The sequence below is a fragment of the Collinsella sp. CLA-AP-H1 genome (assembly GCF_040092945.1).
Taxonomy (GTDB): Bacteria; Actinomycetota; Coriobacteriia; order Coriobacteriales; family Coriobacteriaceae; genus Collinsella.
This window is the reverse complement of record NZ_JBBNKO010000009.1, coordinates 54,111-78,195: the sequence shown is the minus strand read 5'-3', so window position 1 is coordinate 78,195 and position 24,085 is coordinate 54,111. Positions and strand designations below refer to the sequence as shown.

Annotated in this window: 18 protein-coding genes; 7 read left to right on the top strand and 11 right to left on the bottom strand. The window is 60.3% G+C overall.

Annotated features, from left to right (window positions below; translation table 11 throughout):
• The first annotated feature begins 148 nt into the window (after positions 1 to 148).
• The 3 genes from AAAV44_RS06480 to AAAV44_RS06470 are packed head-to-tail and all read left to right on the top strand — an operon-like array spanning position 149 to position 4,061.
• Positions 149 to 1,948, top strand: coding sequence for a histidine kinase N-terminal 7TM domain-containing protein (locus AAAV44_RS06480; RefSeq protein ID WP_349115070.1), 1,800 nt, complete (start codon positions 149 to 151; stop codon positions 1,946 to 1,948).
• 2 nt (positions 1,949 to 1,950) lie between these two features.
• Positions 1,951 to 3,444, top strand: coding sequence for an ATP-binding protein (locus AAAV44_RS06475; protein WP_349115079.1), 1,494 nt, complete (start codon positions 1,951 to 1,953; stop codon positions 3,442 to 3,444).
• On the top strand, positions 3,441 to 4,061 hold the full coding sequence (locus AAAV44_RS06470; RefSeq protein WP_349115068.1) for a response regulator transcription factor: 621 nt from the start codon (positions 3,441 to 3,443) through the stop codon (positions 4,059 to 4,061). Before AAAV44_RS06475 ends, AAAV44_RS06470 begins: the two co-directional genes overlap by 4 nt.
• A gap of 110 nt (positions 4,062 to 4,171) precedes the next feature.
• Here AAAV44_RS06470 and AAAV44_RS06465 read toward each other — a convergent pair whose 3' ends face one another.
• The 4 genes from AAAV44_RS06465 to AAAV44_RS06450 all read right to left on the bottom strand — a co-directional run bounded on the left by AAAV44_RS06465 (position 4,172) and on the right by AAAV44_RS06450 (position 8,463).
• On the bottom strand, positions 4,172 to 5,014 hold the full coding sequence (locus tag AAAV44_RS06465) for a hypothetical protein (RefSeq protein WP_349115066.1): 843 nt from the start codon (positions 5,012 to 5,014) through the stop codon (positions 4,172 to 4,174).
• A gap of 80 nt (positions 5,015 to 5,094) precedes the next feature.
• Positions 5,095 to 6,330 (bottom strand): SPFH domain-containing protein, encoded by a 1,236-nt coding sequence (locus AAAV44_RS06460; protein ID WP_349115065.1) that lies wholly within the window; start codon positions 6,328 to 6,330, stop codon positions 5,095 to 5,097.
• A 48-nt stretch (positions 6,331 to 6,378) separates the two neighbouring features.
• Complete coding sequence (locus AAAV44_RS06455) at positions 6,379 to 7,701, bottom strand: hypothetical protein (protein WP_349115064.1); 1,323 nt, start codon at positions 7,699 to 7,701, stop codon at positions 6,379 to 6,381.
• 24 nt (positions 7,702 to 7,725) lie between these two features.
• Positions 7,726 to 8,463, bottom strand: coding sequence for a DUF4428 domain-containing protein (locus tag AAAV44_RS06450; protein ID WP_349115063.1), 738 nt, complete (start codon positions 8,461 to 8,463; stop codon positions 7,726 to 7,728).
• A 377-nt stretch (positions 8,464 to 8,840) separates the two neighbouring features.
• Between AAAV44_RS06450 and AAAV44_RS06445 the strand changes: the two genes are divergently transcribed.
• Positions 8,841 to 10,385: a helix-turn-helix domain-containing protein gene (locus tag AAAV44_RS06445; RefSeq protein WP_349115062.1), complete on the top strand. Its 1,545-nt coding sequence runs from the start codon at positions 8,841 to 8,843 to the stop codon at positions 10,383 to 10,385.
• Between the two features lie 181 nt (positions 10,386 to 10,566).
• On the opposite strand, the gene mgtA is transcribed toward AAAV44_RS06445, so the two are convergent.
• Positions 10,567 to 13,335 (bottom strand): magnesium-translocating P-type ATPase, encoded by a 2,769-nt coding sequence (mgtA, locus tag AAAV44_RS06440; protein ID WP_349115061.1) that lies wholly within the window; start codon positions 13,333 to 13,335, stop codon positions 10,567 to 10,569.
• A 436-nt stretch (positions 13,336 to 13,771) separates the two neighbouring features.
• Between mgtA and pyrE the strand changes: the two genes are divergently transcribed.
• On the top strand, positions 13,772 to 14,452 hold the full coding sequence (gene pyrE, locus AAAV44_RS06435; protein WP_148332521.1) for an orotate phosphoribosyltransferase: 681 nt from the start codon (positions 13,772 to 13,774) through the stop codon (positions 14,450 to 14,452).
• Between the two features lie 218 nt (positions 14,453 to 14,670).
• Here pyrE and AAAV44_RS06430 read toward each other — a convergent pair whose 3' ends face one another.
• A complete protein-coding gene (locus AAAV44_RS06430) occupies positions 14,671 to 15,843 on the bottom strand; it encodes a Fic/DOC family N-terminal domain-containing protein (protein ID WP_349115060.1) in 1,173 nt (390 codons plus the stop codon).
• Positions 15,844 to 16,420: 577 nt separating this feature from the next.
• Here AAAV44_RS06430 and AAAV44_RS06425 point away from each other — a divergent pair.
• Both AAAV44_RS06425 and AAAV44_RS06420 read left to right on the top strand, forming a co-directional pair.
• Positions 16,421 to 16,957 (top strand): PTS glucose transporter subunit IIA, encoded by a 537-nt coding sequence (locus tag AAAV44_RS06425; protein WP_349115059.1) that lies wholly within the window; start codon positions 16,421 to 16,423, stop codon positions 16,955 to 16,957.
• A 236-nt stretch (positions 16,958 to 17,193) separates the two neighbouring features.
• A complete protein-coding gene (locus AAAV44_RS06420) occupies positions 17,194 to 17,751 on the top strand; it encodes a hypothetical protein (RefSeq protein ID WP_349115058.1) in 558 nt (185 codons plus the stop codon).
• Positions 17,752 to 18,172: 421 nt separating this feature from the next.
• Here the strand turns inward: AAAV44_RS06420 and AAAV44_RS06415 are convergent, their stop codons facing one another.
• The 5 genes from AAAV44_RS06415 to hypF all read right to left on the bottom strand — a co-directional run bounded on the left by AAAV44_RS06415 (position 18,173) and on the right by hypF (position 24,040).
• Positions 18,173 to 18,841: an HAD-IA family hydrolase gene (locus AAAV44_RS06415; protein WP_349115056.1), complete on the bottom strand. Its 669-nt coding sequence runs from the start codon at positions 18,839 to 18,841 to the stop codon at positions 18,173 to 18,175.
• Positions 18,842 to 18,945: 104 nt separating this feature from the next.
• Positions 18,946 to 19,980, bottom strand: a complete 1,035-nt coding sequence (gene hypE, locus AAAV44_RS06410; protein ID WP_349115055.1) for a hydrogenase expression/formation protein HypE — start codon at positions 19,978 to 19,980, stop codon at positions 18,946 to 18,948.
• Between the two features lie 84 nt (positions 19,981 to 20,064).
• Entirely contained in the window at positions 20,065 to 21,177 is a 1,113-nt protein-coding gene (gene hypD, locus AAAV44_RS06405) for a hydrogenase formation protein HypD (RefSeq protein WP_349115054.1), read from the bottom strand.
• Positions 21,177 to 21,437: a HypC/HybG/HupF family hydrogenase formation chaperone gene (locus tag AAAV44_RS06400; RefSeq protein WP_006235228.1), complete on the bottom strand. Its 261-nt coding sequence runs from the start codon at positions 21,435 to 21,437 to the stop codon at positions 21,177 to 21,179. The genes hypD and AAAV44_RS06400 overlap by 1 nt, the downstream gene beginning before the upstream one ends.
• A gap of 131 nt (positions 21,438 to 21,568) precedes the next feature.
• A complete protein-coding gene (gene hypF, locus AAAV44_RS06395) occupies positions 21,569 to 24,040 on the bottom strand; it encodes a carbamoyltransferase HypF (RefSeq protein ID WP_349115053.1) in 2,472 nt (823 codons plus the stop codon).
• Positions 24,041 to 24,085 lie beyond the last annotated feature (45 nt).

Genomic DNA, 24,085 nt, shown 5'->3' with positions numbered 1-24,085 from the left:
GTCTGCGGATTTTGAGACATGTGGCCCGCTTTTTGAGCCTGCCTGTCGGTACACTAAAAGCACTATGGGTACCCGCGCACGACATATTGGCAACGCGGCCGCTCGATCCGCACCCGTGGCGGATCCCAGGGGCGGCAGGCTCTTCGCCATGCCGCGATTCCTTGTTGGCACAACACATCAGGTGTACCGTCACCGCGTCTTCGCTATCGCCGGCGCCATCACCGCGCTGTTCCTCATGCTTTTGGCAGTCTTGCCGGCACTGTTCGCCTTCGACCCCAAACTTTCTAACGCCGTGCCAGCCTATGGCGAGGTGTCCGAAGAGGTCGTGGATGCGCTCGTCCATTCGAGCTCTCTCCCGCTGCTTGTCGCTGCAATTGTATTTTCAATTTGGGGCGTATCGGTCTATCTGCGCTGTTTGGACTATGTGCTGCGCCGCCGCCTTGTTGCCATTGCCACCACCTGCGCCCTGTGGATGATCGAAGTCATTCTCAAGTACAAGTCGTTCACGCCGTTCTATGCCACCGTGCTGTGGTACCTGTACTACGTGCCCATGACGCTCATTCCGCTGCTCTACCAGTTGTGTGGTCTGCGCCTTGTGGGCCTGGAGCAACACCGCCTGGGTCGCCGCTACTGCGCTGCGCTGTGGATTATGGCTATCCTGCTTATCGGATTTGTGCTCACCAACGATTTTCACCAGCAGGTCTTCCACTTTGACCGTACAAGCGACACCTGGAGTAACGATTACACGTACGGCTGGGGTTATTTCGCCGTCCTCGTGTGGACGGCCTTTAACTTTGTGGCCTTTTTTATCCTGGTGGGCCGGTCCTCGTCCTTTCGCATCCAACGTTTCTCGGGCACGGCGGCGCTCGTGCTGCTGGGCGGCGCGTTCTTTGCCATCTCATATGCGTTGCGCGTGCCCTGGGCATGGAGGCTCAACTTCTCGCTCGTCTATTGCGTCTTGTGCGTGGTGGCGATGGAAATCTGTCTCGATTGCGGTGTCGTTCCGTCATATCACGACATCGCCGGCATTTTCGACACCTTGCCGCTTGACCTCAAAGTTCTAACGCGCGACCTGCAGGAAGTCTATGCCACGCCAGTGTCAAAGCCAATGCCGGTAGGCGTGCGCGAGGAGTTGCGGACCCAGGCGCACAGCCGCGCCCATGCCTTTGCCGTGGCGTCCGATCCCGATGTGATGTACCGTGCCTTTCCACTGCTGGGCGGATCGGCCCTGCTTGCCCAAGACGTGTCGGATCTCAACGAGCTTAACCGTGAACTGGCACATCGTCGTATGGAGCTGCAGCGTCAAAATGAGCTGCTCGCCGCCGACTACGACCTTAAGACGCACCTGGCAGACCAAGAGGCCGAGACCTTGCTGGTCCAAGACGTGGACCAGGCGCTTGCCCGCGCGCTCGAAGGGATGTACGACCTGCTGAGCTCGCTGCCGCCGTTGACCGATGAATCGTCTTCGCACGAGCGTTACCGCATGCTGCAGCGCGCCAAGATGCTCGTCGCCTATTGCAAGCGCAAGGGGTCGCTCACGTTGGCACAGCACGGGGAGAGCGGTTTTGATCGCGACCGCATTCAGCTCATTGCCAACGAGCTCGCAAGCGACCTGCGCACCATCGATATCGATTGCGCCTCGATTATCGCCATACGGCGCCCGTTGCACGCCAGTACGGTAAGCGCCCTGTACGACTGCGTGTATGACTTTGCGTTTTTTGCCTACACCACCGACCATCCGGCGCTTATGTATCACTTGGGCGACCATGACCGATGCAGTGTCGAGCTACGCGCCACGCTTTTTTCCAACGATGATGCAGATCTTTCGCAGACGCCCGCTGCGCAAGAGCTCGATAGCGCTCTGCAAGGGCGCAACGTGGCATGCCGCCTTGAGGGCGAGCCCGGCCAGCTGCGCATGATCGTCTTGATGCCGAGGGCGGGTGAGTGACGATGCAGATTTCGCTCATTCTTCCCCAAATCGTTGCGCTCGATGTTGTCTTTGCCCTGGCTGCGTGTCTGCAGACGATCCACGTCCCGCTCATCGCATCGCGCCGCTCGTCCTATAACCGTAAGGTGATTTGTGCCTACGAGGCGAGCCTTGTGCTTCACCTAGTTATTTCGGCGCTCATCTTGTTCGCGTCGTCTGGCTCATATCTGGTGGCGCCGCTTGACGTTTGCGCCAGGGCAATGGGCGGAGCGTTGTGGCTCAATGCCGTGATCTTTGCCTACGGCGTGGTGCTTATGGTGCGCTATCGTCGCCCCGTCATGCTGGTCGAGCTGCTGCTTGTTGTCACCGTTACACCGCCGGTGGTTTTTGCCATGGGCTCGGCGTGGACCGTTGTCCTTATCGCAGAGGGAGCGTTCTTCCTGTTCCGTTCCATCGCGGCGCTCTTGATGGATGTCCGCAACCGCCAGGAGGATATCACCATGTTCTCGACGATCGAGACCATCAACGTGATTCCCGTGGGCATCCTGTATCTGGACCCGAGGGGCCGTCCGCTGCTCATGAACCGTTGCATGCGCAAAAACCTGGTGGAGCTTCATATGCCCACCGACCTAGGCGATATGAGCGGTACATGGAACGACCTGCGCAAACTCAGCATGCAAATGCCCGAAAGCAGCAGGAACCGTGTGCGGATTAATCTGGACCGCTTTGGTGAGGCGCGCGTTGTGGTCGAGGTTTCTCCCGCCGAGATTCGCTTGTTCGTGCACGATGACGTTATGGTTTCGGGCCGCCTCTTCGAGCGCATTATCGGTCTGGATGTAACAGAGTATGCGCATGCCCATGATCGCCTAGCGCAAGCCAACCACCTGCTTGAGCTTGCGGGCCAAGAGCTCCAAGCCCAGATCGAAGAAGTCAAAAAAGTTGCTGACAATGCGGCCTATCTGCGTATGCGCGCTCGCGTGCACGACGTGATCGGGCAGCGCCTGTCCATCCTCCATCGTTATCTGGAGGAGGGGCGCCTGGACGATGAGTCACTCGAGCAGATCGACCCGCTGCTGCGCTCAATCGCTGCCGATCTGCGCAGCGGAGGCGACACCGAACCGGCAGAGCAACTGGGCGATATCGTCCATGCCTTTGGCCTGGTGAGCGTGCAGATCGATGTGGAGGGCGAGCTGCCAAACGACGCGCGTGTCGCCGCAGCATTTTTGCAGATTATCCGCGAAGCCTCGACCAATGCCACCAAGCATGCACAGGCGCATCGGGTCCATGTGCGCCTGTGGCAGGAGGGGACGGAAGACGGCGCTGTCGCGCGGATGGTCGTTTCTAACGACGGCGCGCCTGCACCCGTATCGTATCGCGAGGGAACGGGTATCCCAGGTATGAGGCATGTCGCACAGAATCTGGGCGGCAGCCTGGAAGTCCACACCGCCCCGCCCTTCACGCTTACGGTGTCCATCCCGCTCGCCTCCAGCGCCACGGTCCAAAGGAGAAGTTCATGATTCGCGTGTTAATCGTCGAAGACCAGGCTATCTTGCGCGAGAGCCTCGCGCGCTCCGTCGGCGACCAGCCCGATATGACCGTTGTTTCCGCCATTGCCGATGCTTCCGAGGCCTTGGGTGTCGCGCTCAAGGGGCGCCCGGACATGATACTGATGGACGTATGCACCGAGCATGATTCCAACGGCATCGTGGCGGCGGCGCGCATTAAAGAACAACTGCCCGAGTGCCGCGTCATTATCATGACGGGTATGCCCGAAATCACCTTTGTGGACCAGGCGCGCGAGGCGGGCGTCGACAGCTTTGTGTACAAGAACGTCGGTATCGACGAGCTATTCGCCGTGATGCGCTCCACGCTGGCGGGTTACTACACGTTTCCCAAGCCGCCCGAGAGCATCTTCTCGGGCACGGCGGCCCTCGACGATGTCGAGCTGTCGATCTTGCGCCTTGCCTGCGAGGGTAAAAGCCGCCGCGAGATCGCGGCCGAGCTGTTTATGAGCGAGGGCACCATCAAACGCCGCATCTCGGAGATTCTCAATAAGACCGGCTACGACAACATCATGCGCTTGGCCGTGCGCGCAGTAACGGAGGGCAGCATCGTTCCCAACATGGAGCGCTAGCGCTCGTTACGCATCGGCATAAAGCGGCGGGGCCGCAGGATCAACTCCTGCGGCCCCGTCTGGCATGTGCGCGGATGTGTCCGCCAATCCGCGGCTATCGGTGTCTGCCGTTACGCGATGGTTGCGCTGTAGGAGGCGACGTCCTCGTAGGAATCGGTCAGGTAGGCATCGATGCCGATGGTCGTGTTGACGAGGTCGTCAAGGCTATCGAGTGTGCCGTTCGAGAAGGTGAACTCTTCGGTGGCGTTGGTGCCGGGCATCAGGTGAGCCGAGAACCAGGCTTCCTTCATGGTGCCGTTGACGTTGGTCTTGCCGGTGGGGGCGTAGAAGGTCAGGTCCTTGTCGCTCTTGTTGGTGATGTTGACGACAAAGCCGATGTCGCCCCAGTCGTCCTTGAACTTCTCGGTGATGGTGATGGTGCACAGATCGTCATCGGCGACGGTGACGGCGGGGGAGATTTCGACGCTCTGGACATCTTCGTCTTCGACGGCCTCATCGATCTCTTCTTCCTTCTCGGCCGCCTCGCGATCCTTCTTCACCGTACCGGACAGGTCCTTGTCGGACTTGGTAAAGACAAGATTGCCGTCATCTTCTTCGAGGATGAGTTTGCCGTCCTTGAGCTTCATGTCATGCGACTCGTCTTCGGCGGTGATGGTTACGGTGGTGACGTCCTTTGCCTCCCATTTAAGGTCCATGACTTCAAGGAACAGGTCGAGGGCACCTGTACCGTCCTCATCGAGAATCAGAACACAGTGGACACCCCAATCCTCGAGCATCTTCATGTACTCATCGGTCAGCTCTTCGCCATCCACGGTTCCACCCGAGAGTTCCCAGCTGCCAACGAAGTTGGCCTTGGGGTCTTTGCCGCCGCCGCTGCAGCCCGTCAGGGCAAAGGCGAGCGCCAGGACGCATGTCAGGAATGCGAGTACGGACTTTTTGAACGTTGTCTTCATGGTGTCCTCCTTTATCGAACGAAACCCATAGAAGCAAATGCGGGGGTGGCGGATCCCCCGCCAATTACCAGATAGAGGGGCTAGGGCCTGGGCGTTCCGCAGTTGCTGCAGAACTTGCCGCCGTTTTCACTGCCGCAGTTGGGGCAGAACCACTTGGCCGGTGCCGGGGCGGGTGCGGGACTGCCACACTCGGGGCAGAACTTGCCGGTGTTGGTGGCGCCGCAGCTGCAGGTCCATGCGCCAGCCGCAGGCGCGGCGGCAGGAGCCGGGGCGGGTGCCGTAGCCGGCTGCGGGGCGGCCTGCTGCTGTGCCTGGCCGGCGGCGAACAGCTGGCTGGCGTTCATGCCGCCCATGCCACCTGCCATGCCCATGCCCATAAAGCCTGCCATCGCGCCGTTGGGGTTGGCGGCTGCCGCGCGCATTGCGTCGCTCTGGGCGCTGGCGATGTTGGCTGCCGCCATGGTGGGATCGCGCATAACCGCGGCTTTCTGCAGGTCCTTGATCATCTGCTCGTCTTCTTGCGAGGCGGCGATGGAGTTGACGCCAAAGCTCACGATCTCGACACCACGCAGGTCGCGCCAGTCGGCAGAGAGGACCTCGTTGAGCGCGCGGGCGAGCTCGGTGGTGTGGCCGGGGATGGCGCTGTAGCGGATGCCCATCTCCGAGATCTTGGCAAAGGCGGGCTGCAGGGCGGTGAGCAGCTCGGACTTAAGCTGGCTGTCGATCTTGTCGCGCGTGTAACTATCGGTCACGTTGCCGCATACGTTGGTGTAGAACAGCAGCGGGTTGGTGATGCGGTACGAATATTCGCCGTTGCAGCGCACGGAGATGTCGACGTCCAGGCCAATGTTGTTATCGACCACGCGGAAGGGCACGGGCGAGGCGGTGCCGTACTTGTTGCCGATGATCTCCTTGGTGTTGATGAAGTAGACACGCTGGTCCTTGCCCGCGTCGCCGCCAAAGGTAAAGCGGCTGCCGATATTGGCGAAGGTCTCCTTGATGGAATCGCCCAGGTTGCCGCTAAAGACGCTCGGCTCGCTGCCGGTATCGAAGACGAACTCACCGGGCTCCAGCGCGACTTCGATGATCTTGCCGTTTTGCACCACGAGCATGCCCTGGCCGTCGTTGACGGCGATGACCGAGCCGTTGGAGATGACGTTGTCCTCGCCGCGCGTGTTGGAGCTGCGGCCACCGGTGCGTTTGCTGCCCTTGCAGGCCAAGACGTCAGCAGGCATCGATTCGCAGTAGATAAATTCCTTCCACTGGTCGGCCATGACGCCGCCGGCAGCTCCCAATCCAGCTTTCAAGAGTCCCATGGTGATCTTCCTTTCTCGTCAAAGGCCGGGTGGTATTGGTTGGATTGCTTAGTCGTCCTTGTCGTCTTTCATGACAACGGTGGTCTCGGTGTGGCTGATGGTGTCGTGCTTCTCGGTCAGGTCGAGCTCGCCACAGTAGCAATCGGCGTGGGTGGCCTCGTTGGCCGTCTTGAGCTGGCCCACCAGCAGCACGTCTGCGATGACCACGATGATCAGCGGCGCGACGATGTTGATGAGGATGCCCTCGATATCAAAGGTGAGGTAATCCGGATCGAAGGCGTATTCCCCCATAAAGAGAATCTGGGAGAGGACAAATCCGATCACAAAGAACAGCACCGAGGCGATAGCGAGCTTGGGCTTGGAGCAAGGAAGCTCGCCGACCAAGCGGCCGGTCTGGCCGTTCATGGCAAACAGGTAGCTCTTGCCGTTCCACGAGGTGGAGAGCATCCAGACGGGGAACAGGGCGTAGTCGCTGTCTTCCCAGGTGTAGTCGAGCTGCTTGCTTTCGACCGTAGCATCGTCGTATTCGTCGACGACGGTCTCGCGCAGGGCCGAGATCGTGCTTTCTTCCATACGGCGCTCGGCGCGCGCCTTGCAGGTCTCGCAGTCCTCGTCGTAACGGTTGGCGATGTAGCCGGGCATATAGGCGACCGAGAACGGACGCAGCGCGTCGTAGTCAAACGGCTCGATGGCATCCATGTGGCCGTCAGGCATCTTGGATGATCCGTCGACGGGCACGCGCTTAAACGAGATATTGCCCTTGCGATAGGCATCGTAGTGGTCGGTGGTCGTGACGGTGCGGTCGGATTCCTCGGTCACGGTCTCGTTGGTCGCGTCGAAGTGCACTTCGCCGTCAACGCGGGCGCCGTAGAGCCAAAACGGTACGTAGACACCTTGGACCTCGTCGATGTGGTTGCCGGTGACAAAGCTCTTGGGCAGCAAGATCTTGCCCTTGTAGTGTTCCTTGAGTGCGGCTGTGACGTCGTCGCGCCCGAGCTTAAACGGAATCACCAGGTCGGGCGAGAAGTCGCCCGAGAGCTGGCCGGGCGCCACGGCGGAGTTGCCGCAGTACGGGCAGGTGGTGACGGCGACGGTGCCGTCGGACACGAGCTCGGCGCCGCACGACGAGCAGATGTAGCCGGCGTTTTGGGCGAGCTCCTGCACCGCGTCGTCGGCGACGGGCTTTGGCGTTGCGGCTGCGGCATCGGCTTTGGCGTCTGCCTTGTCCTGGCGCTCGCGATAGAGGGCCTCGACTTCTTCGACTTCAAAGCGCGAGTCACAGTAGTCGCAGACGAGCTTTTGCTCGGCGCTTGCAAAATGCAAGGGGCCACCGCAGGCAGGGCACTGATAGTTAACGCTCTCGAAGGCCATGATCGGTCCTTTCCGTGCCGGGGGCTATGCGCCGATGGCGCCGCCGCAGTATTCGCAGCGCCCACTGGCATCGGGAATGGTGGTGGCTCCGCAGAAGGGGCAGGTCACCGCGGTCTTGGGGGCCTTGGCGGCCACGACGCTGTCGCGTGTCTTCTGACGCAGCTGCACCAGCGCATCGCGGACTTCGGTTGCCTGGCGCTTGGCCTCGCGATATTCGATGGAGCCGCGCTGATCGATGGTGGAGTCGTTCACGCGCAGGTTGATCTCGGTGAAGTACGGCGTGTTGACGTGGATGGTCAGATTAAAGTCGTAATCCAGGTCGTAGCGCGGCGGGTTGTAGCTCTCGCGCTCGCCGTCCTTGGTCTCGCGATAGATCTCGGTGCGATGCTCGTCGATATCCATATCGCAGCCGAGTACCTGCGAGAACTCGATGATGTCGGGATTGGCGTCGCGCCAGCGGCTCTGCGAAGTGATGATCAGCAGGCCCGCGTCCTCATCGAGCATAATATTGGTGCGCCCGGCAGAAAGCGTGCGCGTGGGGTTGAACGAAGACAGGCGTTCGGCGTTGGCCTCGCGGTAGGCGAGTTGCTCACGGATTTCGTCCGCGGTGCTGGAGCGATAGCCGTGAAAGTAGGGGGAGAGCTTGCCGGCGCACTCTTTGCACAGGTAGCCTTCATTGATTTTTGTCTTACCTAGAAGTCCCAGCTCGGTACCGCAAATCGCGCACTCTTTCTTCTCGAACATCTTGTCAAAGAAGCCCATGGCTGCCTCCCATCAACTGGTAGCGTGTGTCACTTTTGATGATGGGGGAGTGCGCGATCCTTCGCGATACCCAGACGGCTCAAGGAGTCTCCACAACTGGGACACATGGCCCATTTTTCATCCGACACATAGGGACACTCCTTGCTGCGGGTAGTCATTGGGCACTCATTGGGGACGTACTTAAATGAGTGGCAGTTGGGGACACTCCTGGCCGAGCTAGAGGCCGCGCGTGTCCCTTCTGGTCCATGAGGCTCAAAACCGCGGTGTGACGTGAACGGCTGGGGTCAAATTTGCAGCATTTCGAGCTCGGCTTCGATATTGAGACTGGTTCTTTATTATAATAGTTTTCCAGACAATTGAGCTGCTGGGGGTTAACCATGAGGGACATGGGAGACACAGCCGCATATCTGCGTCGGGGCATTCGGGAGATTATATGCCTGGCGCTGTTCTTCTTCACGTTTTTGGCGTGCGAGTATCTTTTTGATGCGCGCATGGCCGAGTTCGTGTCTCCGGACGAGGTTGTTATTTATGAGAGCCTTGTTATCGGCGCGAGCGTGATTGGCTTTTTTGTGCGTCCTATTCTGTACTATCGCCGTCCCCATGCCATTGACGCGACGAGTGACGTTACGGGCGTTTTGCTGGTGGCGGCATTGCTGCTGTTGATTATGGCGGTTCAGGTTGAGGTGGTAATTGCCGGCGGTTTGGTGGCGTGCTGCGCGCTGGGCTACTGCGGATCGACTGCCCACGCAAACTTTGCGCGGCGCTTTGCACGGACGCCCTGCTTGGCGCGTGCGGCTGCACTTTCCTACGCCATGGGCGTTCTGGTGCAGGTGCTCAACCACATGGTGATGCCTGCCGGCATTCCTCAGCAGGCTGTTCTGGTCGTCTGCGCGATCGCGCAGGTGGCGTTGCTCCACGGTGCCCGACGCGCCAAGCTGCGCGACGAGTCCAATCCCAACTTTGAACCCAGTGCTGCCGGGCTTTCGGTAGATGCTCTGGAATATGGCGCCAAGTGGCATGACGATCCCGAGGCAAAGGCGGCATTCCGTCGCGCCGTAGTTCGCCTGACCGTGGCGACGGCGTATCTTTCCGGCGTATTCGCCGCTCTCAACGCGGGCTTCACGACCCTGCATGCTGTCGGAGCCGTCGATTTGGGCGATTGGCCGCGCCTGCTGCTTGTCGTGAGCTCGTTGGTCGCTGGCGCACTATTTGACCTGCACGGCCGCTCGTATATGAATATCGGCATGACATGTGCCGCCATACTGTCCACGCTTTCGTTCTTTGTGCTCATCGTCGATGGCAATGGCGGCAACGAGCTTGCTGCCACGATCATCTTTTATCTGGGCTCGGGCTTTTTCGTGGTGTTCTTTACCACAAAATATGCCGCCGTCTCGCTCTATGCGCGCTGGTCATATTTTTGGCCGTGCATGGGTCGCGTCGTCAACAACGTGTGCTCGATGTTCGTGACGGCGCCGGCAGTGGCGATTATCTCGAGTCAAAATGTGCTGGCTGCGGTCGGTGCGGCGCTCGTGATGTTTGTGGGCATTGCGATTACGCTGCTGGGGCAGTTGGGGCAACGAGCCGATGATGCCGCGATGCGGGACGGACTGCCGCTTGCCACCGACGATCTTGGTGGGGATCTTGCGCCCACATGCTCCGACCCCGAGCCCGTGGAGACAGCGGAGCTCACGTCCGATGAACGCCTCGATGCCTTCGTCGCCACCTTTGGGCTTACAGAGCGCGAGCGCGATATTCTTGAGGTCTTGGTCGTTTCGGACCAGAGCGTTCAGGACATCGCCACAACGCTCTTTCTTTCGCGCTTCACGCTCTATCGCCACATTTCTTCGATCAACAAAAAGGCCGGTACCGCCTCGCGTGTGGCCCTTATCAACTTCTTCTGGTCCTGGACACCCAAGGACTAGCTAATCTCCCAATAAGTTGCGGTGGAATAGTCCCTAAGTTAAAGTCACGGGGCTTTAAACAGGAACTATTTCACCGCAACTGCTGGGGGGATAGACTGCGGCGGCGGCAGAGGCAACGGCAGCGGCGTTGGCAGCTGTGGTAGTGGCAACGGCAGCTGGCAGGGTGTTTTCCGTCTACTTGCTACAGCAGCTCGCCGTGGCGGGCAATGTAGCGGCGCTTCGCCAGCTGGGTGAGCGCGATATAGGCGGTAACGATGCCAATGAGCAGCCCAAAAAAGCTCGTGGGCAGCGGCATGAGGCCGAGCGCATCGGCGATGGGGCTTGCCGGCAGCCAGGTGACGAGCGCCAGGCCCAGCACGGTAAGAACGCACAATGCGGGCGCGGCGTGGTCGCGCGGGCTCGGCAGATGCGGGGAGCGCAACATGTGGACCACGAGTGTCTGCGACCACATGGACTCGACAAACCAGCCGCTCTGGAAGAGCGCAGCAAAGGTCGCCATACCCGCGACGTCGCCCGCGGCGGCAAGCTCGGACCAGCTTGCGTCCACGGCGGCGGGGCACACGACAAAGAAGAGCGCGGCGAAGGTCACGATGTCAAACAGCGAGCTCACGGGGCCCAGCTCGAGCATAAAGCCCTTGATGGACGCGGCGTCCCAGGCACGCGGGCGGGCAGTCCAGGCGTCATCGACGGTGTCCCACGGCAGTGCGATGCACACGATCTCGTAGACCAGCGATAGCAGTACCAGCTGCAGGGCGCTCATGGGCAAAAACGGCAAGAACAGGCTCGCGACGGTCACGGACAGCACATTGCCAAAGTTGGAGCTCACCGTGGTCTTGAGGTACTTGAGCAGGTTGCCGTAAGTGCGGCGGCCTTCGATGATGCCGCGCTCGAGCACGCCCAGGTCCTTCTGAAGCAAGATGATATCGGCGGATTCCTTGGCAATATCGACGGCCGAATCGACCGAGATGCCGCAATCGCTCGCACGCATGGCGGCGGCGTCGTTGATGCCGTCGCCCATAAAGCCCACGGTGTGGCCGAGCATCTCGCGCATGACACGTACCAGGCGCGCCTTCTGCAGCGGCGAGAGCTTGGCGAAGAGGTGGGTTTTCTCGGCGCGCTCGGCAAGTTCGGCGTCATCGAGCGCATCGATCTCGGAGCCGAGCAAGACGTTGCTCGCATCGATACCAATCTGCTCGCAGACGGTGGCGGCGACGCGGTCGTTGTCGCCGGTTAGGACCTTGACCGCCACGCCCTTGGCCTCGAGGGTGGCGACGGCGCCCGCGGCACTTGCTTTGGGCGGATCGAGGAAGGCCAAAAAGCCCATCAGCACCATGTCGCACTCGTCGGCGATGCCAAACTCGCCCACGCAGCGCGGATTGGTCTTCTGCGCCACGGCAATTACGCGTAGGCCCTCGGCGTTAAGTCCGGCGATCTGCTTGCGAATCTGGGCGAGCTTCTCGTCGGTGAGCGGCTGAGCGATGCCATCGATCTCGACAAAGGAGCAGATCTCGAGCATTTCCTCGGCGGCGCCCTTGGTAAGCATCTGGGTTTTGCCTTGGGCGTCGGCGACAACTACGCTCAGGCGACGGCGCGAGAAATCGAAGGGAACCTCGTCGACCTTGGTGTAGCGGTCGCGCAGGCTCTGGCCCAGCATGGAATCGGGTGCGACGGTCGAGGGTGTCACATCGGCACGGTCGATTACGGCCAGGTCGATAAGATTTTTGAGGCCGGTCTGGAAAAAGCTGTTCAAAAACGCATGGCGCAGCACGCGCGCGTCCTCGTTGCCATCGGTGTTGAGGTAGCGCTCGAGCACGATGCGGTCTTCGGTGAGGGTGCCGGTCTTGTCGCAGCACAGGACGTCCATCGCTCCGAGGTTTTGAATCGCCGGCAGCTCCTTGACGATAACCTGGCGACGGGCGAGGTCCTTGGCGCCCTGCGACAGGCTCGTGGTCACGATGACGGGAAGCATCTGCGGCGTGATGCCCACGGCCACGCTCGTGGCGAACAGCAGCGCGTCGATGACGTTGCCCTTGGTGGCGGCGTTGATGGCAAAGACGGCCGGCGCCATAACGAGCATCAGGCGCACCAGCAGCATGGAGACGCTCGAGACGCCGCGGTCAAACGCGCTCTTTTCGCCGCGCCCGTTGAGCATCTTGGCGATGCCGCCCAGGTAGGTGTCCGAGCCGGTGGCAACGACAAGCGCCATGGCGGCGCCGTTTTGCACGGAGGTGCCGGTAAAGACGATGTTCTTGCAGGCAGAGAGTGGCAGTGCGGAGCCGTCGGCGCCCTCGACGACGGTGACGGCGGTGGTCTTCTCGACGGCCTCGCTCTCGCCGGTGAGTGCGGACTCGATCACAAACAGGTCGCGCGCGGTGATGATGCGGGCATCTGCCGGCACCATATCGCCGGCAGAGAGACGGATTACATCGCCGGGGACGAGCTCGTCGAAGGGGATCTCGATGCGCTCGCCGTCGCGCAGGGCGGTGCAAGTGTTGGAGACCAGGTCCTTGAGGGCCTCGGCCGCATTGCCGCTGCAGGCTTCCTGGATAAACTTCATGCCGCCCGATACCAGCAGCATGGTGCCGATGACGATGACCGTGGAGGGGTCGCGCTGCGGTTCGGGCACGGCGAGCACGTCGATGTAGAGCGAGACCAGTGCGAGCGCGGCGAGGATGCCGGCGAAGGGATCGATGAACGCGTCGGCGATGCGGCGGGCGAGCGTTTTGGTCGTTGCCTCGATGGTGTTGGGGCCGACGGCGTTCAGGCGCTCAGTTGCCTGCTCGACGGTGAGGCCGTTTGCCGTGGCGTCAAGCAGTACGAGGGCGTCCTCGGCACTATGGGTGGCGGCGAATATGGTGTTCTTGGACAGGCCGGTATGAGCGGCAGGGCGCGCCGTGCGGCGGCGCTTGGAGATGGCTTCGAGTACCGTGACGGTTTTGAGCATCAGCATAGGGTCCTCCTTGTTGAGGGGAGTTAGCGTACGTGTCGTATTTGCTTCAAAAACCTAGATGTCGCTCACGTCAAGCTCTTGAGCCCACAAAGGGTGCAGCGCGCCTTTGCGGTGGTTTTGGCGATCTGCCGGTGGCGTTTATGCGTGTGCGGAGTCCTCGCGGCGTGCCGAGGGCGACATGCAGGTTTTTCGACTAGGACTGCCTTCCATGGCACACCTCCTAAAGGCTGAGCGCAGCGCGCTTTGGGTATCTCGTACCCCTTTTTAATCCGCCCGTATTCTTGATGAGGGGGTTTGACATGTCAACCCCATTGTTCGGAAAACCATTCCCCCTGACAAAGCCCTTACAGAATGCCGTGGCCCCAAAGCACGCCCGCATCTACGCTTCGCCTGCGCTAAACTGGAAGGCACGTACGCGATTACGAGAGGAGCCCGCATGGAGGCTTACAAGCAAGAGTTCATCAAGTTTATGGTCGAGTCCGACGTCCTTAAGTTCGGCAGCTTTACGCTCAAGAGCGGCCGTCAGTCCCCGTTCTTTATGAACGCCGGCGCTTACGTGACGGGCTATCAGCTCAAGAAGCTGGGCGAGTATTACGCCCAGGCCATCCACGATAACTTTGGCGACGACTTTGATGTGCTGTTTGGACCGGCCTACAAGGGTATTCCGCTGGCCGTCGTGACCGCAATTGCCTACCACGAGCTGTACGGCAAGGAGGTCAAGTACTGCTGCGACCGCAAGGAGGCCAAGGACCACGGTGCCGATAAGGGCAACCTGCTGGGTTATGAGCCCAAGGACGGCGACCGTGTGGTCATGGTCGAGGACGTTACCACCAGCGGCAAGTCCATCGACGAGACCTATCCCAAGGTCAAGGCTGCTGCCGATGTCGAGATCAAGGGCCTGATCGTGTCCCTCAACCGCATGGAGGTCGGCAAGGGCGGTGTGACCACCGCGCAGAAGGAGATCGAGGCCAAGTACGGTTTCCCCGTCGCGAGCATCGTCTCCATGGCTGAGGTCGTCGAGACCCTCTACAACCACGAGATCGACGGCAAGGTTGTCATCGACGACGAGCTCAAGACCGCCATCGACGCCTACTACGAGCAGTACGGAGCACGTTAGTTACGGCGTTTTACCAAACGCCGTAACTGCTCGACGCTGCGCGGGCCGCATTTGGACAATCTGACGTTCAACTTCAAGGGCGCGACCAGAAGGTCAGCGCCCTTTCGTTTCACGTCACCTTGTCTCAAATGCGACCCGCTCGCTGTCCGTTCTCTACCTGCGGCGTCGTCTTGCTCCGAATGCGGCTCGCTCGCTTTAATTTGCCTGGGTTGCGATGCCTATCTAATCGGCTCGGCGTCTTCCCTGAGAATCGAAAGATACTCTTCATACCCGTACTGCCGGTATCTCTGTCTTGACTCGTCGAGCGGACGGAGGATACCCAATTCTTCAAATGATTTGACGAGCGAGCTCGCGGTACTCCTGCCGATATCGAGTTGGGCAGCGATGAATGCGGTGTCGACGATGGGGTGCTCTTCAAGAATGCCCAACAGCCTTTGCCCGTTTGCAGCAGTCCTTCCGAGATTTTCGGTAATGGTTGCTGTGGAACGGTTATGGAGGTCAACAAGGTTTTTTAAAGACCCTACCGAGTCCTTCGCACTCTCGAGAAGACTGTTGCAGAAAAACTCTATCCATTCCTCGTAAGTGCCTCTCTCCCTTACGGATGTGAGTTGCCGGTAGTACTCGCTTCGGTTTTTCTTGAACTGGAACGATGGATAGAACAAGCAAGAATGAAGAACGCAATCATTGATGAGCATAAGTGTAATGAGAAGCCTGCCCAGGCGACCGTTTCCGTCTAGGAATGGATGGGCAGTTTCAAATTGGTAATGGACGAGCGCCGCCCGCACAATCGGATCCATTTCGACTTGAGGCTCATTGATAAAGCGTTCGAGGTCCTGGAGCGTGTTACTCAAATCTTCAATGTTTGGAGGGACAAACGATGCGGTTGCAATGGTGCAGCCTGAGGGGCCAATCCAGTTTTGTGAGGAGCGCAGCTCGCCTGGATTCTTCTCCGTTCCGCGCACTCCGTCCAGCAGGACCGCATGAACTTGCCTAAGAAGTCTCGTGCACAAGGGCATCTTTTTGAGCAGTTCTACGCCGCGGTCGACAGCACGGACGTAATTCACGACGTCTGCGACATCTTTATGATGGAGTTGTGTTTGCGATGGACTAAGTAGGTCGTCAAACGTGCACTGGGTTCCCTCAATTTGCGAAGAAAGGAGTGCTTCTTTGCGCACGTACATTGTCAGATACATATCGGCGTTGGGAACAAAGTAGAGCATGCCTTCAAGCTCTCCAAGCTTTCGTGAGCATGCGGAAAGCGTGCGATAGGTTTCCTCGGTGAGGTTTAGCTGCCTCAATGATTGCAAGGGCGTTGGAAAAAACGAATAGTAAGCCAATTTCCCCGATAGATTATTGCGGAGCGTTCCCTGGCCGTTCTCCTCGATTTGCATCGCGCCCTCCATATCTTTAGTGCCGGAAACTCGTTATTAGGCCAATCATATCAATTCTAATAACGAGTTTAATGATTAAATAGTTATTAGAATTGATGTAAACAATCTAATGATGAGAAGTCGTTATTACTTGACCATGGAGCTCGGCTTGGTACAAGGGGGGTTATCCAAAATGAGAGCGGATAATCTCCCGTTTTTGGCTCGGTGACGGCCTCAAAGTGGGAGATTATCCACGCTCGTTAGTTAAGCGTCCGAAAATCCACACTCGCCAAACCTACCAAAAAGGGACAGGTTTATTTTGGCACGTTTCGGTCGGTATCAGGAAGTGTCAGGGACGGGGCGGCGGCAGGACTCGAGAGCGAAAAGAAGTATCGGGTTTGGCGTGCCCGCTTCTGCCCGTCCCGCGCGTGGGCGATACTCGGCTTATCGAACCGCGATGCAAAGGAGATGCTCATCCCACGAGCACTACCGAGAAGGGCTTGCGATTCGAGTCCCCACCTTAGCATTTGAACCATTTGGTACTATAATTACCGTAGGCATACGCACAACGTTGCGCTTAATCAAGAGGAGAAAACGTATGGGTCTGTTTGATATGTTCAAGAAGAAGGCTGAGCCCGCGGCTGTCGCTGCTCCGGCCTCCATCTCTGCTTCTGCTGGCGCCGACGTGCTGTGCTCGCCCGTCAAGGGCAAGGTCATCAAGATGGCTGACGTGCCCGATCCCGTCTTTGGTGGCGAGGTTCTGGGCAAGGGCTGTGCTGTGTGGCCCGAGGACGATCTGGTCTACGCTCCCTGCGACGGTAAGGTGACCGTCACCATGGGTCACGCCGTGGGTCTGCAGTCCGATAGCGGCATCGAGGTTCTGGTGCACGTTGGTGTCGATACCGTCAACATGAACGGTGACGGCTTCGAGGGCTTCGTCAAGGCCGACGACGTCGTGAAGGCTGGCCAGCCCATACTCAAGATCGACCGCGCCAAGATCGCCGCTGCCGGTTACAAGGACTGCGTCGTCGTGGCCGTGTCCAACACCGCCGAGTTTGCCGATGTCGAGCTCACCGTCGAGGCAGAGTCCGCCGTCGCCGCCGGTGACGCCATCGTTAAGGTCGTTCGCAAGTAAACTGCGGCGTTCAAAGGATGTGCAAGGGTGGTCGGGTTTTCCGGCCACCTTTTTTATTGCACCGTGGGGAAGCGTTTTATTGCGCGTTGGGCGGGCTTGCAAACCGTTCGGACGCTAAAACGAACCGACCGCGCCTTCGCGTTGCCGAGGGTGTTCATAAGTGGATAGTATGGGCTTACTTATTACAACGTGCGCCGCGTCTGGGAAGCACGGTGCCGCTTATTGGGAGGAACAACATGAAAAAAAAGCTGCTGCTTGCGCCCCTCATGGCCGTCTTGGTTGCATGCGTGGTCTTGCTTTCCGGTTGCGGAGGCCCTTCGATTGAGGAACTCATTACCGAGGATCTTACGACTCAGTTTGACGAGGTCAAGAACGGTGGCGACGACTTCCTCTCTGGTCTGGAGGAGGCTTCGGGCGACGAGTTCGAGCAGCTGGGTATCGATCCCAAGGAGTATGCCAAGACCTATCTCGAGGGCTTTGACTACAAGATCGGCGACGTGACGGTCGACGAGGACAAGGGTGTCGCGACCGCCGAGGTCTCCATCACCTGCAAGTCCATGAACAAGATCGTCGAGGACTTCTCTACCCAGTATCAGAAGAAGGTCGCCGCGCTTGACACGGTTCCTTCCGATGACGAGCTGTACAAGATGGCCGGTCAGGTTATGGTCGATGTGACCAAGGCCACCGAGCCCAGGAAGACCACGGTTATCTTCAAGTACACCTGCAACGACGACGGCGAGTGGTCTGCCGACGACTCCGTCAACTCCGAGATGATGGATGCAATGCTGAGCTAGGGGGTTACGCGGTTCTACGAACCGCGTAACCAGTTGACGCTGCGCGCCGCCCAGGACGACAATTTGTCATTCAAAAGGCGAGGCATGACCAGAAGGTCTATGTCTTGCCTTTTTCATGCCAACTTGTTCGTCCTGTCATTGGGGACGTTCTTAAATGACCAGGCGGCAGTTGGGGACATTCCTTGTGCCAGCGTTGCATCGAGTGCTTGGGAAACCGCGACCCGGTTTTTGGCCGAATAGTGGGTCGCATTTTCCGGATGGGGTGGGTTACGGAAAGTGCGACCCGGAATATTACTCTGAAACGGGATGCGGTTTCCCTGATGCGCCTCAAACGGAAAGCGCATCCCATTCCGGAGCTCCAAAACGGGATGCGCTTTCCGCGCGGAAGAATTGCCGCAGCTGCGTTAAGCAGTGTCGCTCGTTACTCGCCCAGCACCAGCGCCGCGAGCTCTGCCTGGGTGTCCACCACGTAGTCGGCGCCGGTGGCTTCCAGCTCTGCGCGGCCGCGGAAACCCCAGCTGACGCCCGCACTCTTAAGGCCGGCGTTGTGGCCGGTCAGGATATCGACATTGGAATCGCCTACGTAGAGCGTGGTCGCCGGGTCGGCGCCTAGCTCTTCCATCACATGCAGCGTGACGGGTGCTTCGGGCTTGGGCGGAAACGCATCGACACGGCCCTGCACCAGCGCAAAGCGCTCGGAACCAAAATACTTTTCGATAAGCGGAGCCGCCGAGACGTGGTCCTTGTTAGTGAGCACGGCAAGCTGAACGCCCGCGGCGCGTAGGCGGTCGAGCATCTCGATCGTGCCGGCATAGGGGGCGGTGTGGTCCTCCTTGTGCTCGCCGTAGTAAGCCCTAAACTCGGCAAGCGTTTGCTCAAACATACGACTGTCGCCCGCATACTCGGCGGGCATAAAGCGTTCAACCAGCTTGAGCATGCCGTTTCCCACCTTGTAGCGGTACTCGTCTACGGCAAACGTAGGCCAGCCGTGCATCTCGCAGGTATGGTTGCCGGCGGCCGCCAGGTCCTCGAGCGTGTTGAGGATGGTGCCGTCCAGGTCAAAGATCACATGGGAAAAAGCTGCTGCCATGAAAGCTCCCGTCATTGGGTTTCAAAACGCACCCCATAATACTGGGCATGCTTGCCGGGCATGTTTGGAATCTGAATATCTTTAATAGCCCTGAGCCTTTGTCGTTAGCAAATCCTCGGCAGCTGCTCTCCCACGAGCATGTCGAGGATGCGGGTCGAGCCCCAGCCGGTGCGTACGCGCACGGCGGGACGGGCGCCCTTGGCAAGTGGCAGCACGCGACCGATGACGGCGGCATTCTCGCCGTAGCGGGCGGCGCGCATGGCGGCCAGCGCGGCATCGGCCTGCTCGGCCGGCACGACGGCGACCATCTTGCCCTCGTTTGCCACCTGCAACACATCGTAGCCGAGCATCTCGCAGGCTGCCTGCACGTCGGGGCGCGCGGGCACGGCATCCTCGTCGACCTCCATGGCAACATTGCTGGCCTGGGCAAACTCGTTGAGTGTGGACGCCAAGCCACCGCGCGTGGGGTCGCGGAAGCAGCGTGTGTCGGGTGCTGCGGAAAGCACATCGGCAATCAGGTGGTTGAGCGGCGCGGCGTCGCTTTCGATGGTGCTCGAAAACGCCAGACCCTCGCGTTGGCTCATGATAGCGATGCCGTGGTCGCCCAGTGTACCCGAGACCAGGATGACATCGCCGGGCTGGCAGTTTGCGCCGCTGAGCGCCACGCCCGCAGGCACCTCGCCCACGCCGGCGGTATTGATATAGACGCCGTCGGCCCCGCCGCGCTCGACCACCTTGGTGTCGCCCGTGATTATGGACACGCCCGCCTCGTGCGCCGTCTCGGCCATCGTCTGCACAATCTGGCGGAGCCTATCCATGGGATAGCCCTCTTCAAGGATAAAGCCGCACGACAGGTAGCGCACGTTGGCACCCGAGGTCGCGACGTCGTTGACGGTTCCGCACACGGCGAGGCGGCCGATGTTGCCACCGGGGAAGAACTGCGGCGAGACTACAAAGCTGTCGGTCGACATGGCGATGCGCCCGCTCGCGGGCAGCGCGGCGACGCCGGCGTCGTTGCCTTCGAGCAGCTCGGGCGACCCAAAGGCATCCAAAAAGACCTCATCGATGATGCGCTTCATCATCTGTCCGCCGGAGCCGTGGCCCAGCAGGACGGTGCTATCGGTAACGCTATGGGACATATCGAAAACTCCAATCGTGGGTGGAATTATATGGGTGAGGCGCAGCGTCGACTGGTCCGCCGTTCGTTAGAACGGCGGAACCTATTAGCCTCGGTAGCGGAAATATGCTGCGCAGCTGCCCTCGGAGCTCACCATGCAGGGGCCGACGGGATGCTCGGGCGTACAAGCGTGGCCGAACAGGGGGCAGTCGCTCGGCGTAATGGCCCCGCGCAGCACGTCGCCGCAGCGGCACCCGCGTGGCTCGACCGTCGGCTCGATGGACACGTCAAAGCGCATGCTGGCATCAAAGTGCGAAAACTCGGGACGAATGGCGAGTCCCGAAGCCGCAATCAGCCCCAGCCCGCGCCATGTGGTATCGCACGGCTCAAACACCTGCTCGACCAGCTGGCGCGCCACGGGATTGCCGTCTGCGTTGACGCCACGGCGGTAGGCGTTGTCAATCGCTGGCCTGTCCTCGACAACCATCTGGACCAGCACGCAGATGCCCTGCAGGATATCGACCGGTTCAAATCCCGTGACCACGCCCGGGGTATTGAATTCGTCGACCAAAAAGCTAAAGGGCGCCAAGCCCGTGATGGTGGCGACGTGGCCCGGCAGGATAAAGCCGTCGATGGTGGTCTCGGGGTCGTTGGCGATGGCGCGCAACGCCGGCGGCGTGGTCTTGTGGGCGCAATAGACCGAGAAGTTTAAAAGCCCGCGCGCCTCGGCCTCCAAGATGGCGGCGGCGATGGTGGGCGTCGTAGTCTCAAAGCCCACGCCCATAAAAATGACCGGGCGATCAGGGTTTTGCTCGGCAATGTCGAGCGCGTCGAGCGGGGAGTACACAATGCGAATATCGCGCCCCGCCGCCTTTTGCGCAGCGAGCGAGGTGGATGATCCGGGCACGCGCATCATGTCGCCAAAGGTGGTGATGATGGCGCCGTCTATGTTGGCGAGCGCGATTGCGTGGTCGATGTCGCGGTTGGCGGTGACGCAGACGGGGCAGCCCGGGCCGCTCAGCAGCTCGAGCCCTGCCGGCATAATGGAGCGAAAGCCATAGCGCCCGATGCTCACGGTATGCGTGCCGCAGACTTCCATAAGGTTGATGGTGCGGTCGCCGACAAGCTCATGAATGCGCTCGATGAGCTCGCGAGCCAGCTTGGGATCGCGGAATGCCGAGAAATCGATACCGGAGCGAGCCGGCTGCTCGGGCGCCACTAGTAAGCCTCCGCCGGGTTGGTGGCCAGCTGGTCTTCTTCGACCAGCTCGGACATGGCATTAACAAGCTCGAGCGTTTCCTGTGCTTCCTGCTCGTCGACAATCTGGATGCCAAAGCCGGCGTGTACGAGAATATAGTCGCCAACCTGCGCCGTCGGCACGAGTCTCAGCGAAACAGGGCGCTCGATGCCCATCATGTCGACGGTGGCCTTGAGGTCATCGTCGCGTTTGACTACTTTACCGGGAACGGCAAGGCACATAATGTTCCTCTTTTATACGCTTTGCGCTGGATGGGCGCTGGATAATCCATCGTTTGATGGTAGCGCTCGCGGGGGCTGCGGGCAAACGCGCTACACCTGTGAGACGGCGGCTTGCGGGTTGGCCAAACAGCTTATTGCGGTGCGACTTGTGCGAGGCGAGTGCGTGCGACTGCCGCCTGACCGTAGGCGATGCAGCCGTCGTTAACGGGCACGGTTTGGGGAATCAAGACAGTGAGACCCATGCTTTTGAGCTCGCGGGTGAGGAGCTGGAGCAAAAGTCGGTTCATGAACACGCCGCCCGAGAGCGCGACGGTATCGATGCCTTCGCGCGCGCAGATTTCGCGTGCGATTCGTGCCGAAGAGCGCGCGATGGCGATATGGAAGTCGAGCGCGAGCCTGTAGGCCGCAGTGCCGGCCCTGATTCCCTCCAAAAGCGCCTCAATAAGCGATCTGGAGTTTAGAACATGGCAGGCGTCCGGACGGGATGATTCGGTTACGGAAAAGCCGGCTATATTGCCGGCGGGGCAGGCACTTTCACTGCTGAGCGCGCGCCAGGCGGCGGCTTCGAGTTCTATGGCGGGTTCGCCCTCGTAGGTTGCCTTGTCGCAGATGTCCAGAATTGCTGCCGCGGCATCAAAGAGACGCCCCATGCTGCTGGTACGCGGGCTGTTGATGCCGCGCTCGATCATGGTGGCTGTCACGCTGCGCGTTTGCTCGTTGAGGCTGTCCAAAAGCCGAGCGGCACCTGGGTGCTCGAGCAGGCCGAGCTCACTGAGCAGGGCAAAGGCGTTGCGGCGGGCGTCGCGCACGGAGGCCGCCCCACCGGGGAGCGCCCAGGTGCGCAAATGCGCGGCGCGTTCAAAGCCGCCAAGGCTGGCAACAAGAAACTCGCCGCCCCAAATGGTCCCATCGGTGCCGGCGCCGGTGCCGTCAAAGGCGATGCCAAGGACGCGCGCGTCGGTTGTAAGCTGGCCCGCGGCGATGGCCTCGGCCATTACGCTCGCGATATGCGCATGATGGTGCTGCACCTCGACGAGCGGCAGATTGCATTTTCGCGCCTGCTCGCGCGCCCACTGGCCCGATAGATAGCTGGGGTGTACATCGCAGGCCAAGGCGGCGGGCGCCAAATCAAAGAGATCTTCCAAGCGCGTGCGCGCGGCGTTCCAGGCATCGAAGGTCCCGCCGTTTTCAACATCGCCGATATGCTGCGACACAAAACAGGGCGCCTCGCCGTTCGTCCCTTCACGTGTGAGCGCAATCGTGGCCTTTTGTTGTGGCCCGCAGGCGAGCACGCAGGACGGAGCGCCGTCGAGCGCCGGCAACGGCAGCGGCTGGGGTGCATATCCCCGAGCGCGGCGCACGGGCATAACGGCGCCGTCGACCACGCGCACCACGGAATCGTCATAGCGCGAGAGAATCGCGCGGTCGTTACCGAGCAACGCGTCGGCGATGCCGGCGGCAACGAGGTGTTCCCAGGCAGGGTCGTCGTCGGTCTCGATGGGTTCTTCGCTCAGGTTTCCGCTGGTCATGACGAGCGCGTGCATACCGCAGGCTTCTGCCGCGGCAAGCAACAGATGTTGAAGCGGCGTATAGGGGAGCATGACGCCGAGCTCAGGAAGGTCGTGTGCGACAGATGGCGCGAGGGCGAGGATGTCGGGGGAGCCGCCGTTGCCCTCGCCAACAGTGCGCCGGCGCAGCAGCACGATGGGGCGGATACTGCCAGCGAGCAGATCGCGTTCAGCATCGTCGATATGACACAGGCGCTCGGTATCAGCAAGACTGCGCACCATGACGGCAAGTGGTTTGTTGCTGCGGCGTTTGCGACGGCGCAACTCGGCCACCGCTTGCTCGTTGGCAGCGTCACAGGCTAGATGGAATCCGCCCAGGCCCTTGATGGCGACGATGCCACCGCTGGCCAGCAGCTCAACGCAGCGCTCGATGATAGCGTCGCTGGCCTCGCGTGTGGTGCCGACGGCCGGTGTCGCGGACGAATTCCCGCACGCATCGCCGTTTACAGCCTCGCGCCACGTAATATGCGGCCCGCAATCAAAGCAGGCATCGGGCTGCGCGTGAAAACGCCGGTCGAGTGGGTCGGCATACTCCGCGGCACACCTGGGACACATGGGAAAACAATCCATCGACGTGGCCGCTCGGTCATAAGGCAACGATCGGATGATGGTAAAGCGTGGCCCGCAGTTAGTGCAGTTGATAAAGGGGTAGTGATAGCGTCGGTCGGCGGGATCGAACAATTCGCGCAAGCAATCGTTGCAGGTGGCGATATCGGGCGAGACGAGCGTCGTGTGCGCGGTCTGGTCCTGCGATGCTACGATGCGAAAGCCCTGTTCGTTGGCGGCATCCCAACCGTTGGCTGCCAAGTCCACAACCTCGACATGCTCTACGCGGGCTGCCGCAGGCGCATGCTCAGAAAGCGCGGCAACAAAAGCATCGAGCGCATCGGCCGGAGCGTGCGCCTCGATATGCACGCCGTCGCCCGCATTGAGCACCCATCCACAAATGCCATGTGCCATGGCCTCGCGATACACAAACGGTCGCATGCCAACGCCCTGCACAATGCCCGTCACATGAATATGCACATGCCGCATGCGACACCCCTCATCAAAACCGACCAAAAAGGGACAGGTTTATTT

Bases quoted from the DNA above. Each gene is read 5' to 3' on its own strand.
- hypF (WP_349115053.1), bottom strand. From the start codon at position 24,040: ATGCGGCATGTGCATATTCATGTGACGGGCATTGTGCAGGGCGTTGGC.
- AAAV44_RS06455 (WP_349115064.1), bottom strand. From the start codon at position 7,701: ATGGCCTTCGAGAGCGTTAACTATCAGTGCCCTGCCTGCGGTGGCCCC.
- hypE (WP_349115055.1), bottom strand. From the start codon at position 19,980: ATGTCCCATAGCGTTACCGATAGCACCGTCCTGCTGGGCCACGGCTCC.
- AAAV44_RS06475 (WP_349115079.1), top strand. From the start codon at position 1,951: ATGCAGATTTCGCTCATTCTTCCCCAAATCGTTGCGCTCGATGTTGTC.
- AAAV44_RS06450 (WP_349115063.1), bottom strand. From the start codon at position 8,463: ATGGGCTTCTTTGACAAGATGTTCGAGAAGAAAGAGTGCGCGATTTGC.
- AAAV44_RS06415 (WP_349115056.1), bottom strand. From the start codon at position 18,841: ATGGCAGCAGCTTTTTCCCATGTGATCTTTGACCTGGACGGCACCATC.
- pyrE (WP_148332521.1), top strand. From the start codon at position 13,772: ATGGAGGCTTACAAGCAAGAGTTCATCAAGTTTATGGTCGAGTCCGAC.
- AAAV44_RS06460 (WP_349115065.1), bottom strand. From the start codon at position 6,330: ATGGGACTCTTGAAAGCTGGATTGGGAGCTGCCGGCGGCGTCATGGCC.
- AAAV44_RS06425 (WP_349115059.1), top strand. From the start codon at position 16,421: ATGGGTCTGTTTGATATGTTCAAGAAGAAGGCTGAGCCCGCGGCTGTC.
- AAAV44_RS06470 (WP_349115068.1), top strand. From the start codon at position 3,441: ATGATTCGCGTGTTAATCGTCGAAGACCAGGCTATCTTGCGCGAGAGC.
- AAAV44_RS06465 (WP_349115066.1), bottom strand. From the start codon at position 5,014: ATGAAGACAACGTTCAAAAAGTCCGTACTCGCATTCCTGACATGCGTC.
- AAAV44_RS06480 (WP_349115070.1), top strand. From the start codon at position 149: ATGCCGCGATTCCTTGTTGGCACAACACATCAGGTGTACCGTCACCGC.
- AAAV44_RS06400 (WP_006235228.1), bottom strand. From the start codon at position 21,437: ATGTGCCTTGCCGTTCCCGGTAAAGTAGTCAAACGCGACGATGACCTC.
- AAAV44_RS06430 (WP_349115060.1), bottom strand. From the start codon at position 15,843: ATGCAAATCGAGGAGAACGGCCAGGGAACGCTCCGCAATAATCTATCG.
- AAAV44_RS06420 (WP_349115058.1), top strand. From the start codon at position 17,194: ATGAAAAAAAAGCTGCTGCTTGCGCCCCTCATGGCCGTCTTGGTTGCA.
- mgtA (WP_349115061.1), bottom strand. From the start codon at position 13,335: ATGCTGATGCTCAAAACCGTCACGGTACTCGAAGCCATCTCCAAGCGC.
- AAAV44_RS06445 (WP_349115062.1), top strand. From the start codon at position 8,841: ATGAGGGACATGGGAGACACAGCCGCATATCTGCGTCGGGGCATTCGG.